Source organism: Algoriphagus formosus (genome assembly GCF_002807035.1).
GTDB lineage: Bacteria > Bacteroidota > Bacteroidia > Cytophagales > Cyclobacteriaceae > Algoriphagus > Algoriphagus formosus.
The window spans coordinates 23,910-39,708 of record NZ_NIUC01000001.1 but is presented as its reverse complement, the minus strand read 5'-3'; the positions used below and the strand labels follow the sequence as shown (position 1 = coordinate 39,708).

The 15,799-nt window shown below is 41.3% G+C and carries 13 protein-coding genes; 3 read left to right on the top strand and 10 right to left on the bottom strand.

From position 1 onward, the window contains the following. On the top strand, positions 1–738 hold the full coding sequence (locus tag CDH51_RS00185; RefSeq protein ID WP_100626729.1) for a sugar isomerase domain-containing protein: 738 nt from the start codon (positions 1–3) through the stop codon (positions 736–738). On the opposite strand, the gene CDH51_RS00180 is transcribed toward CDH51_RS00185, so the two are convergent. The 5 genes from CDH51_RS00180 to CDH51_RS00160 form a co-directional block, all read right to left on the bottom strand. Further along, complete coding sequence (locus CDH51_RS00180; protein WP_100626728.1) at positions 735–3,275, bottom strand: family 20 glycosylhydrolase; 2,541 nt, start codon at positions 3,273–3,275, stop codon at positions 735–737. The two genes, CDH51_RS00185 and CDH51_RS00180, sit on opposite strands and share 4 nt — an antisense overlap. A gap of 27 nt (positions 3,276–3,302) precedes the next feature. Further along, positions 3,303–4,178, bottom strand: coding sequence for a formate/nitrite transporter family protein (locus tag CDH51_RS00175; RefSeq protein WP_100626727.1), 876 nt, complete (start codon positions 4,176–4,178; stop codon positions 3,303–3,305). Positions 4,179–4,217: 39 nt separating this feature from the next. After that, positions 4,218–5,252 (bottom strand): hypothetical protein, encoded by a 1,035-nt coding sequence (locus CDH51_RS00170; protein WP_100626726.1) that lies wholly within the window; start codon positions 5,250–5,252, stop codon positions 4,218–4,220. A 77-nt stretch (positions 5,253–5,329) separates the two neighbouring features. Further along, positions 5,330–5,728, bottom strand: a complete 399-nt coding sequence (locus CDH51_RS00165) for a group III truncated hemoglobin (protein WP_100626725.1) — start codon at positions 5,726–5,728, stop codon at positions 5,330–5,332. Then, entirely contained in the window at positions 5,728–6,972 is a 1,245-nt protein-coding gene (locus CDH51_RS00160; RefSeq protein ID WP_100626724.1) for an alkaline phosphatase family protein, read from the bottom strand. The genes CDH51_RS00165 and CDH51_RS00160 overlap by 1 nt, the downstream gene beginning before the upstream one ends. 348 nt (positions 6,973–7,320) lie before the next feature. On the opposite strand from CDH51_RS00160, the gene CDH51_RS00155 reads away from it, so the two are divergent. Then, positions 7,321–7,704 (top strand): single-stranded DNA-binding protein, encoded by a 384-nt coding sequence (locus CDH51_RS00155; RefSeq protein ID WP_100626723.1) that lies wholly within the window; start codon positions 7,321–7,323, stop codon positions 7,702–7,704. 117 nt (positions 7,705–7,821) lie between these two features. Here the strand turns inward: CDH51_RS00155 and CDH51_RS00150 are convergent, their stop codons facing one another. The 4 genes from CDH51_RS00150 to CDH51_RS00135 are packed head-to-tail and all read right to left on the bottom strand — an operon-like array spanning position 7,822 to position 14,382. Further along, on the bottom strand, positions 7,822–11,226 hold the full coding sequence (locus tag CDH51_RS00150) for an efflux RND transporter permease subunit (protein ID WP_100626722.1): 3,405 nt from the start codon (positions 11,224–11,226) through the stop codon (positions 7,822–7,824). A gap of 3 nt (positions 11,227–11,229) precedes the next feature. Further along, positions 11,230–12,366, bottom strand: coding sequence for an efflux RND transporter periplasmic adaptor subunit (locus tag CDH51_RS00145; protein WP_100626721.1), 1,137 nt, complete (start codon positions 12,364–12,366; stop codon positions 11,230–11,232). Between the two features lie 40 nt (positions 12,367–12,406). Next, positions 12,407–13,765, bottom strand: a complete 1,359-nt coding sequence (locus CDH51_RS00140; RefSeq protein WP_100626720.1) for a TolC family protein — start codon at positions 13,763–13,765, stop codon at positions 12,407–12,409. Next, positions 13,762–14,382, bottom strand: coding sequence for a TetR/AcrR family transcriptional regulator (locus CDH51_RS00135; protein WP_100627750.1), 621 nt, complete (start codon positions 14,380–14,382; stop codon positions 13,762–13,764). The genes CDH51_RS00140 and CDH51_RS00135 overlap by 4 nt, the downstream gene beginning before the upstream one ends. 227 nt (positions 14,383–14,609) lie before the next feature. Between CDH51_RS00135 and CDH51_RS00130 the strand changes: the two genes are divergently transcribed. Then, positions 14,610–15,413, top strand: a complete 804-nt coding sequence (locus CDH51_RS00130) for an alpha/beta fold hydrolase (RefSeq protein WP_100626719.1) — start codon at positions 14,610–14,612, stop codon at positions 15,411–15,413. Here CDH51_RS00130 and CDH51_RS00125 read toward each other — a convergent pair. After that, positions 15,410–15,772 carry a DUF2116 family Zn-ribbon domain-containing protein gene (locus CDH51_RS00125; RefSeq protein WP_100627749.1) on the bottom strand — a complete coding sequence of 121 codons (363 nt, stop codon included), beginning with the start codon at positions 15,770–15,772 and terminating at the stop codon, positions 15,410–15,412. The two genes, CDH51_RS00130 and CDH51_RS00125, sit on opposite strands and share 4 nt — an antisense overlap. Between the last annotated feature and the right edge of the window lie 27 nt (positions 15,773–15,799).

Here is a 15,799-nt window from a genome sequence, read left to right as displayed (position 1 = left end):
ATGGAAAAAGCATTTGAGCGGTTTCATCAACTCATCCTCTCCAAACTCAAAGGAGCTTTCTCACAGGATCAAGAGATACTTCAGGCTTCAGAATGGATCGCAAGCACCATCCAAAATGAAGGTTGGATTTTCACCGCTGGAACGGGCCATTCCCATCTTTTAGCAGAAGAGATTTTTTACCGCGCAGGGGGATTTGCGAGGGTTTATCCAATATTAGATCCACCCTTGATGCTTCATGAAAGTGCTTCGAAAAGTTCTCTACTCGAACGTGAAGAAGGATATGCCTATAAAATCCTGAGTCAAATAAACTTAAGCTCAAAGGACACCCTTATAATCGCATCAAATTCAGGGAGAAATGCTGTAACGATTGAACTTGCTCAAGCATTCCAAAATCAAGGAGCAAAGGTAATTTGTATTACCAACCTTGCTCATAGTCGATCCGTGACATCACGGCATAGTTCCGGTTTGAAGCTTTACCAAGTGAGTGATTTGGTTTTAGATAATCAGGGTGAAATCGGTGATGCTGCAGTTGAGATTTCAGGGATTCCTGGAAAAGTAGGAGCAACTTCCACTGTGGTAGGAGCAGCACTGCTACAAGGCATCATGGCTCAGGCTGTGGAGAGCTTAGTCAAAGCAGGTACGATTCCAGAGCTTTTTATCAGTGCCAATACCGAAGAGGGAGAAAAGTATAATGACAGCCTTTTGGAGAAATATAAAGCCCAAGTTCCTCCGCTTTAATTTTCCAACCAACTCACATGACTACCTTGGCCACTTTTTGTAAATGCTCTAAATCGGAGTTTTTCCGAAAAAGGAATAGGTTCTGAATAAAGAGAGCTTTCTGCTGTAGGTTCAGAACCATCCGTGGTGAAACGAATAATCAAACCAGGTAGCTCTGTATTAGCATACACCATTCCCTCACGCAATTGAAGTCCTGGAGGTGAAATGCTTATTTGATATCCTTCATTCATTTTCTCAAGCTTAGGAATTTCAATTTGCCCAACTTGGTTGATGAAGATATTCCACTCCAATTCTCGCTTTTCTAATTTTTCCCGAGTAGCGCTGGCTTCCGACCAGTCTGGATCTCCGACCCATGCACGCTCGGCAAGTGCCAAGAAACGAGGTAAAAGGTATGTCTCAAGCATTTCTGGGCTTTTTACTGTCTCCGTCCAAATCTGTCCTTGAATCCCTAGAATATTTTCTTTTCCCCTTTCGGTGAGTTTTTCAAATGATTGCTCCGCAACTTCCCAATCCCAAGGCTTACCTTCCACAGTCTCGTCGTGAGATAGGTAGAATTTCCCCGGGACAGTTTGCCAAGTATTAAATAAGCTCGTGACTCCAGACCAGGTATGTCCCTGATCTCTTGGATCCCAACTTGATGAAAGGTCAAAATAGTAATTGGCGCTGGAGGAGATCACAACAGGATACCCCGCATTAGCCAATCGGTAGGCCATATCTTCCCCTCCCCAACCGGCAACGGCATTCCAAGCATACAGCTGCCAAGAACGATCCGAAAAATCAGCATTAGGGATAACTTCCCTGTCTTCAAGCTTTTGTCCTATCTCTTCCCAACCGGCTTGTTGGATACCTTCACGCTTTAAAAAATATCCAATTCGAGATCGAAAATAATCTCCCAACCCCGCTTTAGACATAGACTTGTTCTCTTTCAAAAACTGCTCGCAAAGCGGAGAATTTTCCCAAACTCCATGAGGCACCTCATCTCCTCCTGTATGGAAGGTTTTCAAGCTAAGTCCTGCATCTTCATAGACCTCTTTAATTTCAGAAACTACCGTTTCAAAAAATTTGTAAACAGACTCTCTACACACACAAATGGTATTATCTCGAAAATTCTGGGCTGATAGATAAGGTGAATTGTCATTGGGATCAATCAAGCGAAATTCCTCAGCTTTTTCAATTTCTCCGAGCTGATTAAATCGCTCGTATCGCTTCTCCATCGCTTTAATAGCAGCTCGAGAATGAGCAGGAAAACCAATTTCAGGAATCACTTCAATCTTTCTTTCGGCAGCATAAAGAAGTATTTCTCTGAATTCCTCTTGGGTATAAAAACCAGAACCGGGTGATTTCCCTTTCTCTACTCCAGATGCATAAAATGGCCACAAAAAGTCGCTTTCATTTTCAGAAAAACCCCGCTGAGATGCATATTCAGTCAATTCAGGGAGTGCTTTGACCTCAAGTCTCCATCCCTCATCATTTGCCAGGTGAAAGTGGAAGGTATTTAGCTTGTACAAAGCCATCAAATCCAGTAGCCGGAAAATCTCATCTTTGGGCATAAAATTACGACCTACATCCAAGAAGAATCCCCGATAGGGATAAGCAGGATGATCAGAAATGCTAATCTGCGGTAAAGTCAATTGATTGGAAAGCCCATCCCAGAAATCCGCTGACTGCAATGCCAAAAAAGACTGGACTCCATAGAAAGCGCCTTTTTCGTCAGAAGCAAGGATCAGCACTCTTCTGTCTCGGATTTCTAAGGAATAACCCTCTGATGGGAAGCCTTCCTTTCTCGAAATTCGAATCTGAACCGGTTTCTCTGCGCGGTCAACTTCAGGGTTATAGTGAGCCTTAATCTGTTTGGTAAGATAGGTCGCCGTCTCTGCAAAGACCTTATCCCCCACCACAGCCAAACCAGCTTGAGTAACCTGAATAGCTTCGCCTTGCCTAGTCCAAGAGCGAGGCGTAGGAATAAAGGGAGGAATCTCATCGATAGAAAGCTCCTTGAGCGATTCGTTTTGGGAAAATAAAATAGCTGGGGTGGGAACTGGCAATGGACTTCCTGCAGCATATTTTTCAAGGTCCCAAACACTCATTTCATGTTTTTGATACCTCAGATTACTAGCAATACTTCCATCTGCTAAGGTAAAAATTAGTCCATCCGGCGCATGGCTATTTTTGAAATGAGGATTACGACTCAGGTATTCGATTTCGAGCTTTTCTCCAACAGGAATCAATCCTACACTCTCTGAACTGGTTAAAACAAAAAAGTCCCCAGCCAAATGCTTGATCTCATAGTCAGGGGATTTGAGTAGAGCATTCAGGTCGAAAAAGACGCTATTGAAATACAACTTCCATCCCGGCTGAATAGCTTCCTCACTCTGATTTTGGATAATAAATTTAGCCTGATGGGAATAGGGCTCAGAAAGCTTATTTTCAACAAGATCCCATTCTATTTTTAAAGATTTTTCGGCTTGATTTTGAGCAGTGCAAGCAAAGGATAGCGAGAAACAAATCATTGAAATAAGGAGAAGTATCCGCTTCATGGTTTTGTGATTTCTTCTTACCGAACTTTAGTTTCCAATGTTAAAAATAAATGCCCGGTACTTCAATAGGGCAACGAAAATTGCTCCACCAAAGGCATTTCCCAAGAGGGCTGTGGATTGAAATGTCAAATAGTCTGAGAGGTGAATTTGATCAGAAACTAGAAAGCCTGAAAACACCTCTATGCTGCCAATAATGCTGTGATGAAGACCTGCAAAAGAAAGAACTGTGGTAATCAGAAAGATGATCACAATCCGGCTTATGGTATCTCTGGAGGAAGCTAAAAGCCAAGATAAAAGTCCCATCAGCCAGCCTGCAATGATTGCGCTGACAAAAATCACAGGGACGGTTCCATGCAATACATGCATCGCGATCGCTTCAACTACTTCATGGTCAAATATCTCCAGCCGCGGTCCCAGCCAAGTCAGAACAAAACTCATAAAATAACCCCCGAGAAGGTTGCCGGTTATGACCAATCCCCAAAGCTTCAACATACTACCAATTGACCGCTTCTTATTAAGCACAGGCAAAGTCAATAAAGCTGTCTGCTCCGTAAAGAGAATGCTCTGACCCAGTACTACCAAAATGAATCCAATTGGATAAACTAATGAAATGGTCTTAAATATCTCCGTTTCATCAGATCGTCCTTCAAGAAAAAAGTAAAATGTACAAAGCAGTAAAAAGCTAAAGCTAATCTCTAATCCTGCTGCAAAAGAACTCAAAAGAATGCTACTGGAATTTTTATCATAAGTCTCCAGAGCCTCAGTGATTTGATCCCGAAGAATTTCTCCATGGGTTTTAGCCCCGTCAGTCTTCTTTTTGGAAGATTTATTGATTTCACGGTCTATTTCCCGCTGCTTTTCTTCTTCGAGCTGTTCGGGTGTCTTATTTTTTTTCCAAATCATAGTTTGACAGGGATCAGCATTTCACTGAAAATTAACTTATCAGTAATTTCTGCAAGCTAAGACAATTTGATTTTCAAAGACCCTATCATTTTTAAGGATATCGAAAAAATCCTCTAAAAACCGCACAGACTCTCGGTACTGACTTGAAGTCATGTATTCTTCATAATTGGACACCACCTCAAAAATCCGCTCTTCTTTTTGCAAAAACTCGTCCCTTACTGTATAGAAAACCTCCTTTTCCCTACAAAAACCTCGATACAATCGATCAGTCACATTTTCTATGTCGACCAAATCACTCACTTGTGCATAAGGCGGATTGACTAAGCCAGTCATATCAAAATCATAGGCCAGTGGAACCAGTTTCTCTTCGGGAAGCATGAGCGTTTTGGAATTATGCTTGAAAAGACCTGAAAAGTCCGTATTACCGATCATCATCTGAAAGAAATCATGTCTAACTGCAGGCAAATCTTCCAGAAGCGTTCCTAAAATCCTTTTGTCATCTACAATTTCTCCATCAAAGCGATCCGCTACATCATCATCATCTTCCAAAAAGAACCCCAACATGACTTCTTCATCACCCTTCTTATCTTCATTGATAAAAGTGACACGCATCATTCGGGTTTCAAAAATATACTCACTCACTTCTTCAAAAAGTTGATAAGCCATAAACTCTTTCGCCAGATAAGATTCTGCTGTTTTAGAGCGTGAGCATGGAAATACCACTTTGATACTTTTATTTTCCTCAAACATCGTCCCCTCACGATTCTTCTTTTTAATCTTCATCCGGAGGGGTGGATAATAGCAGTTGCTGAGACGAAAATTCCCCCTCACGCGGAGCTCGATTGGCATTTCTTCCCACTCTCCGTCGGGAGACTTCACCCAAACCAGTTCATCGGTAAATGTGCTATCATTGGTAGTACTTCGAAGGTCCTTGATTGAAAAGGCCATCTTAATGTCGATGATTTCATTAGAGTCAAATAGATCCTCCTGAGCTAAAGATTTTGAAGCTGTAAAAATCAGAATGAATGAAAAAAAGAGGCATAAAACAGTTGCCCTGGCTAATGAATAAGTCATAAGAAATGATTGTCTTGTTAAAGTTCAATTAATCTAGGAAAAAACACTTGGTTTTCAAGGTTTTAGTCTAAAAAAGTCTAGCGAGGTCTAGCCTCCCAAATACGGATAAAAAGCATATGCGCCATCCTTCGGGCATGTTCTTTGGCATAGTTGGCTTGTTCTCCAACAAAATAGCGGTCAATAGTCTGAAACCACAATTCCAGCCAATTCCCAAAATGAACTTGGTCGACCTGATAGTCTACCTTCGCATCCACTTCCCGGTGAACTTGGGCAGGATTGAATTTTCCTTTTCCCGGCCCCGTATTCAAAAGGATCATTTCCCAGAAATCACTTAAGTGTACAAGATGATGATCCCAATCCGAAACCACATGATTGAAAACCGGTCCTAAATGCTCATGCTTTCGCACTTTTTCGTAGAATCTACGAACCAAAAAATCTACATCCTTTCGACTTTCTATTTCCTTTCGTAGCTCCATCAATCTTTAAGTACGGGTTCAAGTACCTCAAGTTTTCCATCAATATTAGATGGAATAGGAAGTCCCAAAATTTTGCAGATCAATGGGTAAACATGAACGTTTTCAAAAGGCTCAATTACCAAGCCCTCCTTAATTTGAGGTCCTTTAGCGTAGAAAATTCCATGCATAGACTTATAATCAGGGCTATATCCATGCTCTCCAAAAACATCCGTCTTCATAGTTGCTGAACGATTTTGGTAGCGGAAAATTCCGCGATCATCAGTCAAATAGTATCCCAAATCAGGAATAATCAATAAATCACCAAGTAGGTCACGATGCAAGCTCAAATCCTGATAGTACTCCCGATCCTCCACATCCACTACATGAATGTGCTCTCCACGTGCTTCGATAGTCTCGATGATTTTTTTCTTTTCCGATGGGTCTTCCAAATGCAAATGAACCAAAGCTCCTGAGTTGACCACTCGGGCATTAATGCCTTCTACCAAAGGGTCTAAATTGATAAGTTTTTCTTTTGGTACAGCCTGCATTCCATGGTCCGACACCAAAACAACATGTATTGGCAAATCCAAACTTTTCAATCCTTCAAAAAGAGCTCCAAGCTCCCGATCTAACCTTTGCAGGGTATTGCTCAGCTGCTCATCATTATCCGGACCGTATCGATGCCCGGTATCATCCATATCCGAAAAGTACATGGTAATCAACTGAGGTCGCTCATCCTCAGGAAGCTGAAGCCATTCGAAAACTTTCGATATACGCTGGAGATTTGGCACTCTTCCATCATAGTCATAATAGTAAGATGGTCTCACTCCCTGAATATCTGCCTCACTCCCTACAAAAAAGTAACTTGCGGCAGTCATTTCATTTTGCTCAGCTAAAAGCCAAAGTGGCGTCCCTCCATACCAGGTTCCATCGGTCACAACCTCTCGATTGGAAATAGAGTAACGCTGTTCTTTTTCGGGGTGCCAAAAATTATTATCCACGATACCATGATGCTCCGGCTTAAGTCCGGTAGCGATGGTGTAGTGATTTGGAAAAGTCTTGGTAGGAAAGGAAGGAATCATTGCTTCTGCAGCTGTTCCTTCTGAAATAAACTTACTTAAATTTTCCGGCTTAAATCGCTCAACATAATCGTAACGAAACCCATCCAAGGAAATCAAGATCACATAATTTTTGGTACTGTCTTGAGAAAAAACCTTCCCTATGATCAGAAAGAGGAGAAAGGAAATGGATAGTATTTTCCGCATAAATTTTTGTTTCAAAATTACCCTTCCCAACCCGCTAATTCAATCTATTTCGGTTTTTATTTTAAGTGCAAAAAGTCAAAACCCGCTAGAATTATTTATTCAAAATGGACTTCCAATCCAATTAACCGATTAATAAGCCAAATTTTTTTTCAATATCCCTTTTTGAAAAAAGTGCTTTAAATAGCCATTAACGGACATTATCCGACAGCAAACGACTACTATCGGATACAAACGGATACAAACGACTGCTTACCGAGTAATGAAGCGCCCTCATTACAACTTTGGATCATCAAGTTTTCCTCTAGCGTAAACCACAAAACAAAATTTCTAACCAAAACACACGTAATCATGAACACGCTAAGAAACAAAGTACAATTGATCGGTCGCCTAGGTGACAATGTAGAAGTAAAGACTCTTGAGTCTGGAAAGGTATTGGGAAAGGTCAGCTTGGCTACCAACGAAACTTACAAAAACCAACAAGGAGAAAAGGTCACTGAAACCACCTGGCACAATTTGGTCATTTGGGGCAAGTCTGCCGAGATCATTGCTAAATACACTTCCAAAGGATCCGAACTTGCAGTCGAAGGTAAAATCACCAACCGTAGCTACACAGACAAAGATGGCGTAAAGCGCTATCAGACAGAGATCGTTGTCCATGACTTTATGTTCATGGGCGGCGGTAAAAATCAACCCTCAGAAGCCGAAAAAGAGGAAGCAGACCTTCCCTTTTAAAAAATGTTAAATCAAGAGTTTAACTCGAAAAACTTTCAATTTTTCTCAAAAAGTAAAAACCCCCGGGACATTGTCCGCGGGGGTTTTGTCATAAAAAAACCACCAACCTTAAATCAATCATGCCTTTACCTTGCGTATAGCCATATTTAGCTTGTCAGCCAGCAAGTACATAACTGGTACAATTACTAACGTAAGGAAAGTCGCGAAGGTTAGGCCAAATATTACTGTCCAGGCCATTGGACCCCAGAAATCTGCATTGTCTCCTCCGATGTAGAACTGTGGATCAAAAGAACTCAAAAGACTTCCGAAATTAATGTTCATCCCAATAGCCAGCGGAATCAATCCGAGCACAGTTGTGATCGCTGTCAAAAGCACAGGGCGAAGACGGGTTTTACCTGACTCTACAATACTTCCGATTAAGTCTTCATAGCTCAAGAATGCTCCTTTGTCGACACCTAGTTCTTCCCTTCTTCGCTCTCTGACCAGATTGGTATAATCAATCAATACGATGGCATTATTTACCACCACACCAGCTAGGGAAATGATTCCGATACCCGTCATGATTACCACGAAGTCCATATTGAAAATAACAAGACCCAAGAATACGCCAATCGTACTCAAAACTACCGAAGCCATAATGATAAATGGAGTAGTCACGGAATTGAATTGAGCCACGATGATTAGGAAGATCAGTGAAACGGCAATTCCCAATGCACGTGTCAAGAATTCCTGCGATTTGGCTTGTTCTTCCTGCTCACCGGTGAATTTGACCTGAATACGATCCGGTACTTCATAGCTAGCCATCAAGGTCTTGATCTTTTGATTGATCTCAGTAGGATTGTAACCATCCAGTACGTTGGAGTACATGGTAATGACTTTCTCCAAATCCTTACGCTTGACAGATCCATAGGTAGAGCCATATTGAATGTCGGCTACTGCAGAGATAGGAACCTCTCTCTTTGTACCAAACTTATCTCGGAAGCCAATCTTCTTATTGACAAGTGTATTGATATCGTACCGATAGTCATCCATCAATCGAAGTTGGATCGGATAGTCGTCCTCTCCTTCTTTATATTTCGAAACCTCTAGTCCAAATAGTGCTGTTCTGAGTTCTGTAGCAATGGAGGATGTTGATAAGCCAAATCTTCGGGCTTTCTCTCGATCAATATCCAAGATCACCTCAGGACTACCGAGAGAAAGGTCAGTTTTCAATTCCTCTAATCCGGGAATATTCTGATCCTCAAGGTAATCTTTGGCTTTACCAACGTAGTCAATTAATTGCTCATAGTTTTCCCCGATGAATTCAATATTTACTGCCTTTCCTACAGGAGGTCCATTTCGCTGTTTATCGACTGTGATCAGCACACCAGGATACTTTTCCACTAGATCCCTGATCACTTCCATGGCTCTATTGGTATTCACCCCTTGACGATCGATATAATCCACAAAACCAATCGTGATTTTCGCCTTGTGTGGGGTGGTCTCATTGCTTGGTCCTTCGGTAGGGTCTCCTGTACCCTCACCTACTTGAGTGATGAAAGATTCGATAATTGGGTGAAATTCATCCAAAGCCTGATAAACTTCATCTTCCATCCTATCTACAAATTCATCGGTGGCTTCGATATCCGTTCCGATTGGGAATTCCACGAAGACATTGACCAATTGAGGCTGATTGTCAGGGAAGAATAGAATTTTCGGAGATCTTACAAATAAAAGAGCTAGCGAAAGAATCAACAATAGGTTTACTCCAGCAAAGAAGAAATAAGGGTTCCATCCTTTGAGAGCAAACTTGAGGGTTTTCTCATAAGCATTCTCAAGGTTAACCAAAAAGACTGTCTGAAACCACCTGATGGCTTTTCGAAGCACAAAAACATTGAAGATGGTCAGTACACTCGCTACAAGCGCCAAAGATCCAAAGGCCGTCCAACCTAGAAGGTAAAATATGATGGACAATACCAAAAAGATACCCGCTATGATGATTGGCTTTTGCTTTTTCTTCACCACGTTGATATCCTCCACCTTCATGTACAAAGAGGTTAACACAGGGTTAATTACTAAGGCAACAAACAGTGAGGAGGATAAAACGATAATCAGAGTGATGGGCAAGTATTTCATAAACTCACCGACGATATCATCCCAAAACGCCAAAGGCAAAAAGGCCGCCAAGGTAGTGGCTGTTGAGGTGATAATTGGCCAAGCAACCTCTCCTACTCCTTCTTTCGCTGCACGAATTGGATTTTTTCCCTCAGACATCAGTCGGTAGATATTTTCTACAACCACGATTCCATTATCCACTAGCATACCTAGGGCAAGAATCAAGGAGAAAAGCACCATGAGGTTTAGCGTAATTCCAAATGAGTTTAGCACCAAAAAGGAGATAAACATAGAAAGCGGAATAGCCACACCCACGAACAAGGCATTTCTAAAGCCTAGGAAAAACATCAAAACCAAGACCACCAGGATCACCCCGAAGATGATGGAGTTTTCCAAATCACTTACTTGAAGTCGTGTCTGCTTGGATTGATCATTGGTGATAGTAATTTCCAGATCTTGAGGGAATCGATTAGCCTTTGCGTCATCGATAATTACCTTGATTTTATCAGCTGCATTGAGCAGGTTTTCACCTGATCGCTTGGTCACATTGATAGTTACTACCGGGAGATTCTTGCTGCGGGCGTATGAAGAGCGCTCTTTATAAGTGTCTTCTACTTTTGCTACATCCCGGAGGTAAACGATCTTTTGATTGTCTGTTTTGACGATGATGTTTAGCAAGTCCTGAGGATCTGAAAACTCTCCATCAACTCGAAGCGTACGGGTAAAGTCTCCTGAACGGATATTTCCTCCTGAAACAGTCACGTTTTCAGACTGCACCGCACCAGAAATATCGTTGAAAGTCACCCCGGTTGCTTCCATTTTGTATGGGTCCGCATTGATTTGAATCTCACGCTCAACCGTACCAGCGAGATCTGCTTTGGAAATTTCTGGTAACTTCTCGATTTCGTCTTCCAGGTACTCTCCAAATTTCTTAAGCTCAGTCTCTGAATAATCTCCAGAGATATTGACATTCATGATCGGAAAGTCCGAGGTATTTACCTCCACCACATTAGGATCCTGATCGAGGTCCGTTGGCAACTCACTTTTTGCCTTATCTACCGCATCCTTTACGTCTTGGATGGCTTTTGATATTTCAATCCCAGGGTTAAACTCAATAACAATGGAAGAAAAATCCTGGACCGATGTGGATTTGATATCCTTCACATCATTGAGGGACTTCAGTTCCTTTTCAATAGGTCGAGTGATCAGGTTTTCCATATCCACAGGCGAATTACCTGGATAAGGAGTACCCACATAGACCGTTGGAATAACTATCTCTGGAAAACTTTCCTTAGGCATGGTGCGATAAGCACTCAGGCCAAGCACGGTAATAATCAGTGTCAAAATCACCACCGAGGTGGAATTGTCGACACTGAGACTGGATAGTCCAAATTCCCGAGTGGTTTTCAATTTTTGTTGATCTGACATGATTTAACCTTGTGCAATGTTTACGTTGAAATTATCTCCTACTTCTCTGAAACCTTTGTCTACCAAGGTCTCATTTCCTTGAAGACCCTCTAAAATCTCTGCATTGTCGTTGAATGTTTTACCACGCTTGACATAGGTCTTCTTCGCTACACCATCCTGAACGATATAGACGTAGTCACCTTTATTGTCGCTAAGAATCAAATGATTAGGAACAATCACTGAATCATCATTCTCATAGTCTTTGATTTTCATGACCGTCAGCATGTTGGGCTTCACCATTTTCATATTGGGAAGAAACACCTCGACCTTGAAGGTTCGGTTGTTGGGATTGATAATTGCCCCTACCGAACTCACTCTTGTCTTCAGACTTTCACCGATGGAAGGGAAGGAAATCTGAACGCTGTCTCCTTTGCTGAGTACACCAACATAGGCCTCAGACACATCCGCTTCGATGAAAAGATCACTCTCACCCACAAACTGGAACATTGGCATACCAGGCTGCACCAATTCACCAAGTCTCACATCTACAGATTCAATAGTACCTGTAAATGGCGCTCTGATGATAGTTTTATCCAATTGAGTCTTTAGCGAGGCTAAGTTTCTCTCCAAGCCTTCTTTTCGATTCTTCGCTTCCAAATACTGAACTTCCGTACCGATTTCTTGGTCCCAAAGTCTTTTCTGCTTTTCAAAAAGCATGGTAGCCAAGTCTAAAGAGGTCTCCAATTCATCTATATTCCGCTGAATAGACTCTGAATCTACTCTGGCAAGAACAGATCCTCGCTCTACTCTCATACCTTCAATGGCGGGAATTTCTAGTATTCTTCCTCCTGTTTCAGCTGAGATGACTACATTCTTTTTTGACAGCACAGAACCTGTCACCTCTACGAAGTGCTCGAAATTAGCTCGCTGAGCACTTGCAGTTGTAATCAAAACAGATTTTTTGTTTTGAGAGGCAAATTCAGGATCCAAGCTTGCAATCTCAGATTCCAACTGAAGGATTTTGGTCTGAATGGAGGATGCTTCCTGTTGTAAGCTTTCTAATTCAGCCTTTTTTGTTTCAAGTTCAGATTGTTCTGCTCCGCAGCTGTATAAAACCACGGCAGTTAGACTCAGAAATAAAAATTTGTATATCGCTTTCATATTAATTTTACGGAGTTGAGTCCCAAAACTGGGAGTTGGTTTAGTTGATGATGTCATTTTTAAGAATTCCTAATGCTTTTTCTAAATCTACTTTTGCGATCAAACCGTCATAGAGCGCTGATAAATAATTGAATTCTGCCTGAACAAGCGCTGCGTCGGCATCTACTACTTCAAGGTTTGACCCGACCCCTTCTTGATACTTGATTTTAGCTATGTCATATACCTCACGGGCCAATTCCAAATTTTCCCTTTGAACCGTCAGGATTAACAGGTCATTTTCTAAAGTGGATTTTGCTGAGAAAACCTCATTTTTTATGCTTTCTCTCAAGAAATTTCGTTGGTTCTCCAATTGCTGAATTTGAATTCTGTTTTTCTGAATTCGGGCACTTTTAAGTAACCCATCAAAAATCGGAATCTGCATACTCACACCTAGTAAAGAGCTTCCAAACCAATTCTGTTTGTCAAAAACAGTGTCAAATGTATTTCCTGCACCAGAACGTTGCGCATTGGCAATGAAGTCAATTGTAGGCATGTATTGGGCTTGATTATTTTTCAAGTCCAAGCCGATCAGTTCAATATTCGTATTCAGCTGGGCAACCTCAATCCGCTCCACACCTTCATCAATCAACAAGGCATTCAGCTCTTCGATGGGATTTAGCTCTGCTAGTGTTTCGTTTGGACGCACATCATATTCCATGGGGAGGCCCATCTGAAGTTTTAGTATTTGCTCACTTACTTCTAGGGAAGTTCTAGCTCGCTCTACCTGAGAGTAGGTGTTATTTCGCTGCACTTGAATACGGGATACATCGATCTTTTCTGCAAAACCAGCCTGATTCAATGCCTGAGTTTCAGAAAGTAAAGTATCGATCCTAGCCAAGTTTGCTTCTGCCAAACGAATTCTTTCCAGATTGACCAAAACTCCAAAGTAAGCTTTCTTCACAGCCTCTATGGCGTCATTTTCCGTCTTGATCAGATCTAGGTCGGTCAGTTGCTTGTAAGTCTTTGCTGCTCGAAGTCCCACGAAAAACGAACCATCAAAAATCATTTGTCTGAGATTCGCTCCCAAATTGGATTGATAGCTCACACCGAATCGGGCAGGAATCACATCCGATGGAATGTTGGGGTCGCCAAAAGGCGGTTCATTTGGCAGGAAAACAACAGGAATAGCTGGGTTGTAATTCAAATCGAAGTTACCGTTGATCTGAGGCAGACCCGAGGCGGTTGTTTCCTTGACAGTTGCTTTGGAAATCAAAGTCTCTAATTGAGCATTTTTTACATTCACATTGTTTTCCAAAGTGTACTGAAGCGCCTCTTCTAAAGTCAATTCGACTATTTCCTGAGCTTCTACTTTGTAAAAGAAACTGAATAATAAAAAGAAAATAATAGCTGGTATTCTCATTTTTCTGGGGTTGAAACAGATTTTTCTTGTTGGATTTTATAGGCTTCTCGTCCTTTTTCTGTGAAGATTCCATGCAGGAAATGGTCCATCATCTCGAGCTGAACTTTCACGATATCGTATTCCTTATCCTGAAAGTTGGAGGGATCCATAGCATTGGTGATTTGATCTACTCGAATTCGTGCTAAGATGGGGGCTTCTATTTCAGGTCGGAAATAGCCCAATTTTTTCCCGCGCTCAATGATTTCGGTCAGTTCATGTAATATGACTTCTTCCTTATGTCTTGAAAAAACAGACCAAGCTTCCGGAAAATACTTTTGAACTTCATGAATCGTGATGGGGTTGATTGACTGCAAGCGATGCCTCATCATTCGGGATATACTTACAAGAGTCTCGATAACCTGATCATCGGAACTATTCATAATCTCGTCTAGCTTGCACTGATCTTCACTCAAAATCCGTTCAAAGGCAGATTTAACCAGTTCCTTCTTATCCGAAAACTCCTGATACAGCGTCTTTTTCGAAATTCCTAAGTGTCTGGCAATATCATCCATTGTGACACTTCGAACTCCGAATCTAGAAAATTCATCTACCGCCGCATCTAATATCTTCTCTCGCATTTCATGCATCTCTATTGGTATTCAGGTTGCGAAACTATGGAAACGATAGGAAAGTTCAAAGTTTCCGTAGTTTTTTCTAAAATTATATTTGGGTATTTATCAATATTCTTTTTCCAAACTGTTCGTTCACGATCATTTTTGCATATTTTTGATATATAATTTTGTATATTCAATCACGTTCATCTATAAAAATTTGTAGTTTGAATAAAATATTGAAGTTTTAATCCATGACTCGATCTATCGAAACCAAACTTGGAAAGCTCTCCTACCTCACCCATGGAGAAGGCGACAAAACTTTTATCCTATTTCATGGATTTGGACAAACCCAAGAGGATATGGCTAAATTTTTAGAGCTACGCCAAAATGGGTCAAAGTATATCCTGGTTGATATTTTTTATCATGGCAAAAGCCATTGGTTTGATTCTGCGACACCTTTGACCAAAAACACTTGGAAGATCTTTATTGAGCATTTGATGAAGAAGGAGGGCTTTCATGAATTTCACCTGATTGGATATAGCATGGGTGGGAAATTCGCCTTGTTGACTTATGAGCTTTTTGATAAAAAGGTCAAAAGTCTTACCCTACTCGCTCCGGACGGGATTAAAACCGGTCTTTGGTATAGCATCAGTAGCTATCCGGGATCCTTTCACGGAGTTTTCAAAGGAGTTGTATTCAAGCCAAAGCTTTTCTTTGGATTTATGAATGGATTAAATTCAGCGGGTTTGCTCGAAAGCAGCATTGTCAAATTTGTACAGACCCAGATGGAAACTCGATCCAAACGGGCCCAAGTCTATTTCACTTGGAGGGTCTTCGGTGGCATTCAATTGCATTTGGGAAAAATCATTCGCCAACTCCGAAAGAATAAAACCCCTGTTGACCTTTTCATTGGAGAATACGATCGGATGGTTACGGAGCAGAACCTAGCCCGATTTTCATCTAAAGTACCTCATTTAAGACAGCATAGTTTGCCAGTCGGACACGGAAGACTCATTGAAGCTACGGTGGATTTTTTGAAGAAGACCAAAAACTAACTTTCCTTTCGCCTCACAATCAAATACCAATCCCCTTCCAGGGCTAGGTATCCATAATCATAGCAAAAGTGATAGACCGATCCCTTTTTGGTTTCATAGGTATGAGTGAAATAGACAAAATCGAATCCTTCACGCATCAATCTATCCTTTGGAGCTTTGTACATATCCTCTCCGGAAGGAATCAAAGACTCGAGAATGTTTCGGTTTTTCTTTAGTCGGTGGTTTATCCGACGCATAAAATTGCTATTGTCTGCGTACTGTTTGTAGTTGTAATTATTTCTACACTGATCGTCGCAGAACTTCTTATCGGCCCTACCCTGAATAGGGGCTCCACAATTAAGACATGTTTTCTTTTCCATAGCATCAAAAAAAATTCTTTTCAATTT

What these genes read in the sequence shown, in the direction of transcription:
- CDH51_RS00145 (WP_100626721.1), bottom strand. Translation starts at nt 12,366, where the DNA reads ATGAAAGCGATATACAAATTTTTATTTCTGAGTCTAACTGCCGTGGTT.
- CDH51_RS00135 (WP_100627750.1), bottom strand. Translation starts at nt 14,382, where the DNA reads ATGCGAGAGAAGATATTAGATGCGGCGGTAGATGAATTTTCTAGATTC.
- CDH51_RS00155 (WP_100626723.1), top strand. Translation starts at nt 7,321, where the DNA reads ATGAACACGCTAAGAAACAAAGTACAATTGATCGGTCGCCTAGGTGAC.
- CDH51_RS00160 (WP_100626724.1), bottom strand. Translation starts at nt 6,972, where the DNA reads ATGCGGAAAATACTATCCATTTCCTTTCTCCTCTTTCTGATCATAGGG.
- CDH51_RS00165 (WP_100626725.1), bottom strand. Translation starts at nt 5,728, where the DNA reads ATGGAGCTACGAAAGGAAATAGAAAGTCGAAAGGATGTAGATTTTTTG.
- CDH51_RS00185 (WP_100626729.1), top strand. Translation starts at nt 1, where the DNA reads ATGGAAAAAGCATTTGAGCGGTTTCATCAACTCATCCTCTCCAAACTC.
- CDH51_RS00130 (WP_100626719.1), top strand. Translation starts at nt 14,610, where the DNA reads ATGACTCGATCTATCGAAACCAAACTTGGAAAGCTCTCCTACCTCACC.
- CDH51_RS00140 (WP_100626720.1), bottom strand. Translation starts at nt 13,765, where the DNA reads ATGAGAATACCAGCTATTATTTTCTTTTTATTATTCAGTTTCTTTTAC.
- CDH51_RS00180 (WP_100626728.1), bottom strand. Translation starts at nt 3,275, where the DNA reads ATGAAGCGGATACTTCTCCTTATTTCAATGATTTGTTTCTCGCTATCC.
- CDH51_RS00175 (WP_100626727.1), bottom strand. Translation starts at nt 4,178, where the DNA reads ATGATTTGGAAAAAAAATAAGACACCCGAACAGCTCGAAGAAGAAAAG.
- CDH51_RS00170 (WP_100626726.1), bottom strand. Translation starts at nt 5,252, where the DNA reads ATGACTTATTCATTAGCCAGGGCAACTGTTTTATGCCTCTTTTTTTCA.
- CDH51_RS00125 (WP_100627749.1), bottom strand. Translation starts at nt 15,772, where the DNA reads ATGGAAAAGAAAACATGTCTTAATTGTGGAGCCCCTATTCAGGGTAGG.
- CDH51_RS00150 (WP_100626722.1), bottom strand. Translation starts at nt 11,226, where the DNA reads ATGTCAGATCAACAAAAATTGAAAACCACTCGGGAATTTGGACTATCC.